15 protein-coding genes are annotated in these 12,002 nt (G+C 57.8%); 4 read left to right on the top strand and 11 right to left on the bottom strand.

Annotation, left to right across the window (positions count from 1 at the left end; genetic code table 11):
- Nucleotides 1-108 precede the first annotated feature (108 nt).
- The 9 genes from JFU48_RS23560 to JFU48_RS23520 form a co-directional block, all read right to left on the bottom strand.
- A complete protein-coding gene (locus JFU48_RS23560) occupies nt 109-1,095 on the bottom strand; it encodes a helix-turn-helix domain-containing protein (RefSeq protein ID WP_201137841.1) in 987 nt (328 codons plus the stop codon).
- Between the two features lie 188 nt (nt 1,096-1,283).
- Entirely contained in the window at nt 1,284-1,805 is a 522-nt protein-coding gene (locus JFU48_RS23555) for a hypothetical protein (RefSeq protein WP_201137840.1), read from the bottom strand.
- 98 nt (nt 1,806-1,903) lie between these two features.
- Entirely contained in the window at nt 1,904-2,191 is a 288-nt protein-coding gene (locus tag JFU48_RS23550) for a hypothetical protein (RefSeq protein ID WP_003224352.1), read from the bottom strand.
- Entirely contained in the window at nt 2,188-2,916 is a 729-nt protein-coding gene (locus JFU48_RS23545; RefSeq protein ID WP_201137839.1) for a peptidoglycan recognition protein family protein, read from the bottom strand. The genes JFU48_RS23550 and JFU48_RS23545 overlap by 4 nt, the downstream gene beginning before the upstream one ends.
- On the bottom strand, nt 2,916-3,458 hold the full coding sequence (locus tag JFU48_RS23540) for a PAAR domain-containing protein (RefSeq protein ID WP_045122413.1): 543 nt from the start codon (nt 3,456-3,458) through the stop codon (nt 2,916-2,918). The genes JFU48_RS23545 and JFU48_RS23540 overlap by 1 nt, the downstream gene beginning before the upstream one ends.
- 214 nt (nt 3,459-3,672) lie before the next feature.
- The gene (locus JFU48_RS23535) at nt 3,673-4,035 is read right to left on the bottom strand and encodes a DUF6124 family protein (protein ID WP_134786166.1); all 363 of its coding nucleotides are present in this window, start codon (nt 4,033-4,035) and stop codon (nt 3,673-3,675) included.
- A 361-nt stretch (nt 4,036-4,396) separates the two neighbouring features.
- A complete protein-coding gene (locus JFU48_RS23530; protein WP_003224361.1) occupies nt 4,397-4,870 on the bottom strand; it encodes a MaoC family dehydratase in 474 nt (157 codons plus the stop codon).
- Nucleotides 4,871-4,896: 26 nt separating this feature from the next.
- Nucleotides 4,897-5,739 (bottom strand): 3-methyl-2-oxobutanoate hydroxymethyltransferase, encoded by an 843-nt coding sequence (panB, locus tag JFU48_RS23525; protein ID WP_003224363.1) that lies wholly within the window; start codon nt 5,737-5,739, stop codon nt 4,897-4,899.
- Between the two features lie 25 nt (nt 5,740-5,764).
- Complete coding sequence (locus JFU48_RS23520; RefSeq protein WP_045122748.1) at nt 5,765-6,382, bottom strand: LysE family translocator; 618 nt, start codon at nt 6,380-6,382, stop codon at nt 5,765-5,767.
- Nucleotides 6,383-6,561: 179 nt separating this feature from the next.
- Between JFU48_RS23520 and JFU48_RS23515 the strand changes: the two genes are divergently transcribed.
- The 3 genes from JFU48_RS23515 to JFU48_RS23505 all read left to right on the top strand — a co-directional run bounded on the left by JFU48_RS23515 (nt 6,562) and on the right by JFU48_RS23505 (nt 9,328).
- Entirely contained in the window at nt 6,562-7,014 is a 453-nt protein-coding gene (locus JFU48_RS23515; protein ID WP_045122414.1) for an Lrp/AsnC family transcriptional regulator, read from the top strand.
- 55 nt (nt 7,015-7,069) lie between these two features.
- Nucleotides 7,070-7,942 carry a helix-turn-helix domain-containing protein gene (locus JFU48_RS23510; protein WP_201137838.1) on the top strand — a complete coding sequence of 291 codons (873 nt, stop codon included), beginning with the start codon at nt 7,070-7,072 and terminating at the stop codon, nt 7,940-7,942.
- Nucleotides 7,943-8,059: 117 nt separating this feature from the next.
- Nucleotides 8,060-9,328, top strand: coding sequence for a DUF1479 domain-containing protein (locus JFU48_RS23505; RefSeq protein ID WP_201137837.1), 1,269 nt, complete (start codon nt 8,060-8,062; stop codon nt 9,326-9,328).
- A 27-nt stretch (nt 9,329-9,355) separates the two neighbouring features.
- On the opposite strand, the gene JFU48_RS23500 is transcribed toward JFU48_RS23505, so the two are convergent.
- The gene (locus JFU48_RS23500) at nt 9,356-10,084 is read right to left on the bottom strand and encodes an NYN domain-containing protein (RefSeq protein ID WP_201137836.1); all 729 of its coding nucleotides are present in this window, start codon (nt 10,082-10,084) and stop codon (nt 9,356-9,358) included.
- A 628-nt stretch (nt 10,085-10,712) separates the two neighbouring features.
- Here JFU48_RS23500 and JFU48_RS23495 point away from each other — a divergent pair.
- A complete protein-coding gene (locus tag JFU48_RS23495) occupies nt 10,713-10,964 on the top strand; it encodes a DUF2790 domain-containing protein (RefSeq protein WP_201137835.1) in 252 nt (83 codons plus the stop codon).
- A 45-nt stretch (nt 10,965-11,009) separates the two neighbouring features.
- Here the strand turns inward: JFU48_RS23495 and JFU48_RS23490 are convergent, their stop codons facing one another.
- Nucleotides 11,010-11,954, bottom strand: a complete 945-nt coding sequence (locus JFU48_RS23490) for a LysR family transcriptional regulator (RefSeq protein ID WP_201137834.1) — start codon at nt 11,952-11,954, stop codon at nt 11,010-11,012.
- Nucleotides 11,955-12,002: the final 48 nt, after the last annotated feature.

Here is a 12,002-nt window from a genome sequence, read left to right as displayed (position 1 = left end):
CACGGCCCGTGACGTGCGGCTGCACGGCTGTTAATCAGCGACCACAGATTAGCGCTGGCACCATCGACCGATCTTGCCGCAGATCAATATTTCTGCCGCCCACGCCTGTCAGCGTCGCGGGTGCGTGCCCGAGCGCAAATCCGCCGGACTCACCCCATACGCCTGCTGAAAATACTGACAAAACCGCCCGACATTACTGAAGCCAAAGCGCAGCGCCACCTCCGTCACCGACGCCGAATGCCGCTGCCTCAGCGCCTCGAAAGCGCGCTCCAATCGCACCTGCCGCTGATACGCCACAATCGACGTCCCGACAAACCGCCGAAACCCATCCTGCAATGCGCGCTGACTGACATTGCTCAACCGCGCCAACTCGACGCCACTCACCAACTGCTCCGGATGCGCCTGAATAAACTCCATCGCCAACTTTACATGCCGCGGCGCCACCCTCGGCGCGGGCTGGCGCAACGCCTCGGTAAAATTGTGCGGCCACGCCTCCAGCACCGCATCAATCAACATCTCACGCAACCGCGACGGCATCAGCGTGCCGCTGTTGAGCAACAGATCAAACTCCGTCCCCGTCGCCAGATCAATCAACGCCTTGATCCCCTGAAACGCCGCCGTGTGCAGATCCACCACCGGCTCAAACACAATTTTCTGCACAATCGGTCGCCCCAACAACGCCGCCAACCGCTCCGTCAGCTGCCCACGATTCACCGAAATCCCGTGCTGCGCATGATTATCGAGAAACCGCATCGAACTGATATCCGCCTTATCAATCGCCAACCCCACCTGGGCCACACCGACGGACTCGGTGCGATGGTTGAACACAATCTTGCCGGCCGTGGGAATCACGAACGTGATCTCGTCCTGCGGGTCGGGGAAGGTGACGGTGAAATCGCCGTGGTAATACATGCGCCGGAAACTGACGCCGTCGTGTCTGCCGTAGACGCCGCCGATGGTGATGTTGGAGGGGATCGGCGGGGTGTCGGCGTAGCGATTGCCGAAGAGGCGGGAGAAGAGGGCGCCGAAGTCTTCGCAGTGGAGGTTTTCGGAGCGGAGGATGATTTTTTGGCGGGGTGGGGCGACGGAGTACACCTTGGGGCACCTTTTGTTGGGGCTCTTGGGGAGGAGGCGCAGGGGAGGTTAGCAGGTTGGGGGTGACAGGTTTGTGACGGGAGATTGAGTGGAGACAGATTTCCTTTCGGCTAATAACCCCCAGGTATATCCGGCAGCAGCGGGCATATACTTCAGGCGATTCCTTGCTTCGGTGTTATCTAAAAAAATTAAGAGTTTTTAAATATCTGTTCTGTCATTTTTATGGTTGGAATGATCAATGACTTTGTGTAATAGATTTTATATCCATGCGCCGTAATGCGTACCTTGCAGGGTATGAAAGCCTTATTGGCTAGTAATGGTCGGACGGCCTCGTAATCATTCAGATCGAGTTGCGTCCCATCGGGTCTTGTATTGTAAAAAACAAGTTCTGAAGTGAAGGTGTGATTTGGTCTGATTTGGCTGCTCGCATTCACCAGACCTTCAGCCTTTATATTGATTGAATGCTCGGACGAAAAATCTATATCGCCGTCTAACGAGCAGATCAATGTCGGTGTAAGCTGATTGGCGCTTTCGTAGTCGTTGAAGGCATTGGGTAAGTCCACTGTTGAAGTGAATTTCACAGAAAAAAGATTATTCGGGCCTAATTCAAAGGAAGACAAGGTAAGGTCTGCGGGCGGGATGTTGGCTGTTTTTACACAGCCAGTGCAGAGAAGTAATGTCAGGTAGACGAAGCAGCGATATAGATTCATTGACCGAAAATACCATTGATGGAATCAAAAATCAGATCGAGCGCTGATTTTTTTCCTGAAAAGGTTGAATGAATATCTAATTATTCGGCTTGTCTTGTTTACCTCTTTGCGCACATTTCAATTTCAGCTTGTGTTGACGCTTTTGTGTCAAGACCTAATCTGTATTTGCAATAATCGATGATGTCCTGCCTTTGCTCGCTCGTGAGTTTTTCTACTCGACGGTAATTTCCATCGTTGGCATGGATGTTTGTAAATTTCACACGCAACGTTGGCTCCTTCTTAATGAAGAAAATTCGATTAACTTCGCCATCAGAAACTTCATTATAGAAGCCCACGTTCAGGATGATCAAAAGCGAGACCAAACCAGCAAATATAAAATATTTCATTCCGCGCCTGGCTTCGGTGGTGGGAGAAGTCCGGTCTTGGTGCGGATGTTTCTGACAAGCTCCATGCCAATGTTGCCGGGACAGATTTTCCCTTCACTCACTTGGCCGGGGTACTCCCGGTGGCCGCCAAAATTCTTGATCAGAAAAACACCTTTAAGCACTTTGATCAATCGCAGTAACGAGTCAATCTGTGCCGCAGGTATGACGTTTGTTGTGCTGACCCCGAAGTACTCCAGGGTTTCTCTGCCTTTCGCAACGATGTCTCCGCCTTCCTCTGCAGTAGTCAGGTTTTCCAGAAGCACTATTCCGATCACGCCTGTGTTGAACAGGTGAACGTTCGACCCTAGAAACCTGATGTCACGGCCTTCGAGAACCGTTCCGTCGCAAGCGATCCCATAGTGGTAGCCGATATCGTCAAAGCCGTTACCCATGTGGTGGGATTGAACGCCCTTCATTTGCTTGCTTCCGCCTGGAGTGCATTCGTATGAGCGCCCGGCATGGTGCAGAGCAATCATTGAATAGTCCCAATCCTTTTCCATGTCAGGTTTGGCCTTGGCCGCTCCCCAACTAGAGCGTTCGGTAAAGACGCCGCCTGCCTTTCGGATGTTTTGAATGATCGCCTCGCGTGTCGCCGCTCGATCATCGACTTTTACTGGGATGGGGCACATGAACTCGCCGGGCTTGATTTTTTGAGCGGTCGCTTTCGTCAAGAAATTGTCAGCCATTACTGCCCCTCCGACAGTTCGTCGAGTGTTCTTGCCGGAGCATTAAATATGACGTGCAGAGAAATTTTTGAGTCTTTCGATGGCGCCTTCACGTGAGCAACTCCATTTGCATCCGTGACGCCCGTGACTTTTACCCCGTCGACGGTTGCAACAAAATCCCTGAGTGCCAATGGCTCACCGGTCTCGCTGTTGAGCACGCTGAATGATTGACCAAAGGTATTAGGCAGGACTAACGGCAGTGGAGGCGTAAACGGCGCGGGAGTATGTGAGTTGCCAATGATTACAGTACCGGAGCCACTGATGACATTGTTGCCATGGGCTCCCGTGCTACCCAAGGTTGCTGCGGGCAAGCCATTGATGAGAACCGTGGAGGCGACGTCTCCGACAATTGCGCTTCCACATGCGCTCTTGTCAGTCTGTCGTGCGGCAGCCAAGCCATCGAAGAAAACGTCTGGAGACCCAGAGGCTATTGGGTTGACTCCGTGCCCTGGTAGTGGGCAGGACGTGGGATCGGTAATACGAGCGGCAGGTTTGCCCGACATCTTGAACATCCTTGTAGAAGTAACGGCAGTCGAAGTCTGGCATAGAGGCAGGCTGCAAACCATAGCAGGGCGATCTTGAGCTTTCGGAGCGAGATGTTGGGAATCTGAGAATTCGCCTATCGGTTCGTCCTGAAGGCAGATGCCTAACGCGTTCCTGTTTCTAGTTAGTCCCTCCGTGGCGACCTATTTAACGCCGCCAAGGAGGGAGCGTTCGTTATGCCGTCGGCACAACATTATCCAACGCCTGATTCACCGCCAGTTCCCCCAGCATCACCACCTGCGCAATGCCCAGCAGCGTCTTGCGAATCGGCCCCTCCACCAGCGCGGCCACATCCCCCAACATCACCGTTGCCGAACCCAGTGATTCACTGGCGTTCGCCAGCAATTCCTCGGTGGCGATTTTGGGGTTGGCCAGGAACATGGCGTTGGGTGTGTAGGGCGTGGCCATGATTTGGCTGGCGGGGTTCAGGTAGTGGTCGAGGGCGCGTTCGGCGGCTTCGCTGAGTTTTCGGGAATCGGAGGATTCGTAGGGTGAGACCGTTTCGGTTACGGGCGGGTTTGGTGTGACCTTGAACATAGTGACGCTCCATATGTGGCTAAGGGAACCATCACATTCGCTACCAAACGAGGGTGGTGGCCATTACGAAGGTTGGTAGACCGGCACACATGGAAAAACCGGCGCGCTCGAAAGCGCCCTGCGCATGGCCACCATAAAACACAGGCGCCAGAAGGCATCTGCGTAAGGTGACGTTTTGCGCCATGTGTGAAACCGGGCTACCAAACCCGATCGCTGCTTTTCAGCGACCGACCCACGATAGAACCCGCACCCTGGGCGCACAAGCCGGCGGATTCTGGCGTAGTCGTAGGCAATGGCGCAAGGCGTTGTAGCCTTGGGGACGTAACACCGGGTGTCATATAAACAACTCTGTTTAAACGCGTCATCGCGCGCCATTGGTAGGGTCGCCCTCGGCCAGCATATGTTTCATGTATTCGCGTTCTGGCGCGCCGGGCAGGACGCCGGTGGTGATAGCTTCGAGCACGGTGATGTGTTGTTCGTTGACGACGCTGACTTCGGCTGTTGCGTGGCCTCGCTCGTCGATGCTGGTGATGAGCCAGTGGCAGGTGATGGTTTCGCCGGGATAGACCGGGCGCTTGAACTGGAGGTTCATGCCGGTGGCGAGCCAGCCGATCTGGCCGCCGATTTCGGTCATCAGGCTGGCCGTGAGCAGGCCGTGGGCGATCGGCGCTTTGAATGTTCGCAGTTGCGCATAGTGTGCGTCGCAGTGGACGGGGTTGTAGTCGCGGGACAGTTGCGCGAAGTGTTGGACGTCGTCGGGTGTGAAGCGGCGGACGACGTTGAAGCGGTCGCCCACCTTGAGGCCTTCGGCGGCGCGTTGTCTCGGGGTTTGCATGGGGGCCTCCTGCTGCTGGCGGTTGGTTAAAAGGTGTGTTCGGGGCCGGGGAAGGTGCCGGCCTGTACGTCGTCGGCGAAGTCTCTGGCCGCCGTTTGCAGGACGCTGCGCAGGTCGGCGTACTGTTTGACGAAGCGCGGCAGACGTCCCTGGCGCAGGCCGGCCATGTCCTGCCAGACCAGCACTTGCGCGTCGCACTGATTGCCGGCGCCGATGCCCACGGTGGGGATCGCCACCGCTTGAGTGATCGCTGCGCCAACGTCGCCGGGCACCATTTCGATCAGCAGGGCGAACGCGCCGGCGGCTTCCAGCGCTTTGGCGCTGTCGATCAGGCGCTGCCCGTCTTCGCCCCGGCCTTGTACACGATAGCCGCCCAATTGATGTTCCATCTGCGGGGTGAAACCGATGTGGGCCATGACCGGGATGCCCGAGACGCTGAGCTTGGCGATGTGTGGGAGCAATTCGACACCGCCCTCGATCTTCACCGCATGGGCGCCAGCCTCCTTCATGAAACGCACGGCGGTTTGCAGGCATTGTTCGGGTGAAACCTGGTACGAGCCGAAGGGCAGGTCGGCGATGACCAAGGCCCGCCGGGTTGATCGGGTGACGGCGCGCACCAGCGGGAGCAGTTCGTCGACGGTCACGGCCAGGGTCGAGTCGTTGCCAAACACGTTGTTGGACGCTGAGTCGCCGACCAGCAGGACGGGAATGCCGGCGTCCTCGAAAATTACTGCGCTGTACATGTCGTACGCGGTCAGCATCGCCCATTTGCGCCCTTCGACTTTCATCTGTTTGAGCTGCGGGATGCGCAGGCGTGTTGCCGGTTTGGTTAGGGCAGTGGTGTCGTAGGGTGAGGTGTGTTCGGTCATTGGCAGATCTCGTCAGGAGGAAGAATCAGGCGTGCAGCTGTTCGATCAGCAGCCCCAGCGCAATCGCAATCATGATCAGCCCTGAAACTCGACTGACCCTGCGTGCCGCTGCAGGCCGGGCGCGCAGTACCACCTGTGAGCCAAACCCGACCAGCAGATAGATCACCGCGCAACTGGCGGTATGCACCAGGCCGAGCGCGACCATTTGCAGCGGCAGGGGCCACGGCGCGGCGGCGTCGGTGAATTGCGGCAACAGGGCGAGAAACAGCAAGAGCACTTTCGGGTTGAGCCCGCTCACGCAAAGGCCCTTCAAGGCCCAGCGCGCCCATGAGTCGCTGGTCTGGCTCGCTGCGGCGTGCGGAGTGGAAGGGCGGGCGAACAGATTGGCGCCCAGCCACAGCAGGTAACCAGCGCCGGCTACGGTCAGTGCTGTCAGGGCCAGCGGATGTCCGGCGACCAGCGTGCCCACCCCGGCCGCGACGATCAGCGTGGCGAGTAAGTGCCCGGACAGCAGACCGCCCACGGCGGGGAGTACGACGCGGTGCTTCAAGCCCGCGGAAATCGCATAGGCCCAGTCGGCGCCGGGGGTGATCACAAACAGAATCGATACCGCCCAAAAGGCGGCAAATACGCTGAAGGTCATGGCGTCACCCATGATCGTTGACGTGGCGTTGCTTTGCTCATGTTGGTTTTCCATCAATCATGTGCCGCGCCGGTTGCAGCGGCGCGGCAGTTTTTGGTTGAGGGAGAATAAGCAAACTCGGCTAGAATATTTTTCCAAAGATGGTCGTCATGGCGCATCAGATTAGAAGGTTTTATTGCGTGGACAGAACTGATCGGAAGATTCTTGCTGAGCTGCAAAAGGATGGTCGCCTGTCGGTCACCGAACTGGCCGATCGCGTAGGCCTGAGCCTTTCACCCTGCCACCGCCGCGTGCGGGCGCTGGAAGAGTCCGGGGTGCTGCTCGGCTACCGGGCAAAACTCGACCCCGCCGCGCTGGGCCTGAACTTTTCCGCGATGGTCTTCGCCACGTTGCGTGAGGGTGACCGGCAAGCGGTGGAGGCGTTCGAGGCGGCGCTGGTGGAGATTCCGCAGGTGGTGGATGCGCAACGGTTGTTCGGCGAACCGGATTATTTGCTGCACGTCATCGCTCAGGATTTGCCAGCGTTTCAGCGCCTGTATGACGAGTGCCTTTCGACTTTGCCGAATGTGCAGCGGCTGACCTCGACGCTGGTGATGAAGCGCGTAGTGCAGGATCGACCGTTGCCGTTGTAAACAGAGTGATACGATCGGGGCGTGCCACCCACGCCACAGAGCAGAATCGGTCACCATGAAACCCAGTTTCGAAAAAATCCCCACCGAAGCCACTGCCTCCTGGACGCTGCTGAACCGGCGCCTGCCAGGGGCAATTCCGTTTGAGTGGCACCACCACCCCGAGTACGAACTGACGCTGACCTTGAACAGTCGTGGCCATCGCTATATCGGCAATGACGTCGCGGCTTACGATGACGGCGATCTGATTCTGGTCGGGCCGAATGTGCCGCATAGCTGGTCGTCGGCGGAGCGGGTCGATGCCGGGCAACCGCATGTGGCGTTGGTGATCTGGTTTTCGGCGGCGTGGGCGGAGTCGCTGGTGACGTTGTTTCCGGAGATGGGGTCGCTGCGGCAATTACTTGTGGCGGCGCGGCAGGCGTTGAGTTTCAGTGCTGCGGCGTCGCAGGAGATTCGGCCGCTGATTGAGGCGATGGTCGAGCAGGAGCCGTCCGAGCGTTTGATCGCGCTGCTGACGGTGTTGAGCAAACTGACACGGGACGTTGATGCCAGGCAAATCCTGTCGGCGCCGGACTCTCAGATTGGCAGTCAGATCGTTGAGGATCCGCGTATACATCGGGTTCTGGATTACGTGCATGGACACTACGCCGAAGCCATCAGCATTCCAGCGTTGGCCGAGATGGCGTGCGTCAGCGTGTCGGCGTTTCATCGAATGTTCCGTCGGCATACGCGCTGCACGGCGTTGGACTACATCGTACGGCTAAGAGTCGGACACGCCTGTGCGTTGTTGATGCAGGGGAATACGACGGTTTCGCTGATTGCCGAAGAGGTAGGGTACTCGTCGCTGGCGCTGTTCAATCGGCAGTTCAAGGCGTTGAAGGGGCTGACGCCTTCGGAGTTTCGTCGTCAGCACTGTCATCACTTTCTGTAAGCGGCGCGCCGCTACAACGCCACAATCGTATTACTCGACGCGGCAAATCAGGCTGCCGCCGACACCATCGGAAGTGGTCCCATACCTGCACCAACAACAAGGTCTGCAGGTCCCCCGATGAGCAAATACCAGTCATTCGAGAGCGCAACGCTTCCGGAGAGTTACCGCGACAGTATCGTAAAAATGAAACGCACCTTACGCGCGCAGATCGGCGATGTGCAGGGGCTGTTCGCCGAGGTCAGTGAGTTTATTGCCGGCGAGATTGCGTCGGTCAAAGCCCATGAGGCGCAGACCGGGTCGGGCTGGCCGGTGCTGGAGTTCGCTGATATCGCCGCTGGCACAGTGACTGCCGAGCAACTGGCGTTGATCAAGCGTCGCGGTTGCGTGGTGATCCGCAATCACTTCCCCCGCGAGCAGGTGCTGCAGTGGGACCAGGGGTTACTGGATTACCTCGACAAGAACCGGTTCGATGCGGTTTACCGTGGGCCGGTCGACCAGTTTTTTGGCAACCTGGAGGCTTCGCGGCCGGAGATTTTTCCGATCTATTGGTCGGCGTCGCAAATGCAGTTGCGTCAGCATGAGCGGATGGGCACGGCGCAGGCGTTTCTCAATCGGTTGTGGAAGACTCATTCGCACGGTAAGGACTGGTTCAATCCGGACATCAACGCGCTGTATCCGGATCGGGTACGTCGGCGTCCGCCGGGCACGCACTCGAAAGGCCTTGGCCCGCACACCGATTCCGGGGCGCTGGAGCGCTGGCTGCATCCGGCGTATTTGAAGGTCTTCGACAAAATCTACAGCAACGACTTCGCGGCCTACGACCCGTGGGATGCGGCGTTTCGTACCGAGGTGGATGAATACGCCTACAAGGACACGGTGAAGTGTTCGGCGTTTCGCACATTTCAGGGCTGGACTGCGCTGTCGGACATGCAGGCCGATCAAGGCGTGCTGCGCACCCTGCCGATCCCCAAGGCGATGGCGTACCTGCTGCTGCGGCCGCTGCTCGATGACGTGCCCGAAGACGAGTTGTGTGGGGTGGCGCCGGGCAAGGTGCTGCCGGTATCGCGGCAATGGCATCCGCTGCTGATCGAGGGGCTAAGTCCGATTCCGGATGTGCAGGCCGGCGATTCGGTCTGGTGGCATTGCGATGTGATCCATAGCGTCGCGCCGGTGGAGAATCAGCAGGGCTGGGGCAACGTGATGTACGTGCCGGCGGCGCCGATGTGTGCGAAGAATCTGCGCTATGCGCGGGATGTGTTCAGGGCGTTTGAGCGGGGTGCTTCGCCGGATGATTTTCCGCGGGAGGATTATGAGCGCTCGTGGGTGGAGCGTTTTGCTGTGGGGAGTCTGAATCCGTTGGGGCGCGCGGGACTTGGGCTGGAGTGAGACCACGTAAACTGACTGAAACAACGACTATGCAGTAATACCGCTCTGAGCAAGGTTGCGGAGCGCAGGCTTGGGACATGTTGAGCGCAGACCGTCGATATGTTCCATCAAACCATCCGGGATGCTCTGCCACATCGGGTCTAGTATGAAATCAACACCTTCTCGCCGGGCCATTTTTGCCGCAGGAACAAAATCAGCGTCACCTGCAATGAGCACAATTTGGTCCACCTGTTGCTTGAATGATAAGGACGCCACATCGAGACCTATCCGCATATCAACCCCTTTTTGTCGGGTTTCAATGCTGACGTCATTTTCCGTAAGGTCGGCGATCAGGATTTTGCCCTTTAAAAGCTGCGCTATTTTTGCTGGCTTTATTGTCCATTTCACATCTTTCGATAGATGCCCTAGCCGTAGGGCGAGCTTGCGTTTATTACGCAATCTGGCATGGAGCTCCTTGCGAAATACCGCCTCTCTGGACTTGGAGAAATCCACTGCTTTTTTGGTGATCGGGTTGTGCTGTTTGGTGTCTAGCGGGGGACAGTCGTAGAAGAAAATTCGATACAGCTCTCTTCTGTGACGTTGTAGGAGCTCTTGCGGCTGGCCGTTATGGCGAGAAATGATTTTGCCAAGAAGGTGGGCAGTGGCCCATCGTTGGACAAGATCAGCAGCACGTTCAGCATTGAATGCATTTTGAGGTTCAATCCTTCGAAAGCGCTTGATGAAAAATGCGCCATCGACCAATACCGCTGTGGGCATGCTTTGTTCCTGATAACAAAACGCCCAAGGGTTTGGCACGTCCTGGATGGTTAGGACGGCGTACTGCCTTGGGCGGGATGGGGGCAGATTAGGTGCGGGCGACGCGGGCGTCAACCGCTCCTTCTCGGTTTGATCAAGCTTTGCTTTCAATCTTGTACGCCCATCGCTTTCGATGATGGGCAACGACGAGCAGAACGATAAAGCTGAAGGGCAAAACGTACAAGCCAGCCACTTCCGCAAGATTTGTAGGCAAATGCGCGGGCGCTTGTAGCCCCAATGTGGGGGTGATAACGGCCTGATATGAGTGGTTTGTCTGTTGGTGCAACGACCATGGAGGGGGCGGTTCTTGACCTTACGGCAGCCTCGGGTTACTCGGTGACGGATCTGACGCCTTCGCGAGCAGGCTCGCTCCCACATGGGTTTTGCGGTGTACACAAATGTTGTGGTCGGTACGAAACCTGTGGGAGCGAGCCTGCTCGCGAATCGGATATCCACGGTACTCAAGTCTATTCATTACCCTTTTGGACACAGTGTTTGTCCAGCCGACCGATTTTTGCCGTGCGCTTGAACCCCTAACATCGTCTCCACTCCGTGAACAAACACGGTTCCCCACGAGACGGTGAACATCATGAAACTTGCAAAGATCGCTCTTCTTCTGGTCCTTGGCGGTATCGGCGCGCAGGCGTTTGCGGCTGACGAGACCGCGCAAGTCGAGGCCTACAACGCCGCCGCTCAAGCAGACATCGCCCACGTGGTGTCGATCTCCGAAGCGGCCAATCAGTGCGGCGCGGTGCCGGTGCAGATGACTTATGACGACTCGACGGGTGCGCGGCATGTCGTGCAATACCAGGTGATGGGCAGCGGTTGTTCCAACGGTTGATGGTCGATGCCGGCGCTGGAGGGTCGACACTCCAGGTCTGCGGCACTAAGCGTTGGCGAGTGGTCTGGCGCCGGCCATGTCTTCATCGGATGCCAGCAGTTGCGGGATGGCAGTTTTCAGGAACTCCACCCAGGTCTTGATTTTGGCGTCGACGAATTTGCGCGACGGGTAGATCGCGAACAGGTTGTATTCCTCCAGGCGGTACTGCGGCAGTACCCGCACCAGTGTGCCTCCGACCAATCCTTCGACGGCTGATGCCAGCGGCTGAATGCCGATGCCCATGCCATTTCTGATCGCCGTGGCCATGCCGTCGGCGGTGTTGATGTGGAAGGGCGAGTCCGGGATATTCTGGGTTTCCATGCCTTGAGGCCCTTCGAACACCCAGTTTTCTGCAGGCATCACCGTGTTGACGATGCGCAGGCAGTCGTGCGCGGCGAGGTCGGCGGGTGTGGCTGGATGGCCACGTTTGGCCAGGTACGCCGGCGAGGCGCAGAGGATGCTGTAGGTGGTGCCCAGGCGTTGCGCGACAAAGCCGGAATCCGGCAGGTCGCGGGCGAGGACGATCGACATGTCATAGCTTTCTTCGAGCAGGTCGGGCAGGCGATTGCTCAGGGTCAGATCGAACATCACCGTCGGGTGAATCTCGCGGTAACGGGCGATTGCATTGATCACGTAGTGGTTGCCGATGGCGGCCATGGCGTGAATCTTCAGACGCCCGACTGGCAAGGTCTGGGCGGTGCCGGCTTCTTCATCGGCTTCGCGCAGGTCATCGAGGATTTTTTCGGTGCGCTGCAAATAACGCACACCGGCTTCGGTCAGGGCGAGGCGGCGGGTGGTGCGGTTGATCAAGCGCGTGTGCAACCGGGCTTCGAGGCTGGAGACGGCTTTGGAGACGTTGGTCGTGGTGGTGTCGAGCACGTCGGCCGCAGCGGTGAAGCTGCCGCTCTGGGCCACGGCGACGAAGCAGCGCAGGGTCTGAATAACGTCCATCGTTGTGGTTGGCTCTGTGGCTGGGATGGCCATTCTAGGGTTTGCCGT

It is taken from the genome of Pseudomonas sp. TH49 (assembly GCF_016650625.1).
GTDB classification, from domain to species: domain Bacteria; phylum Pseudomonadota; class Gammaproteobacteria; order Pseudomonadales; family Pseudomonadaceae; genus Aquipseudomonas; species Aquipseudomonas fluorescens_H.
This window is presented reverse-complemented; position numbering and strand designations above follow the sequence as displayed.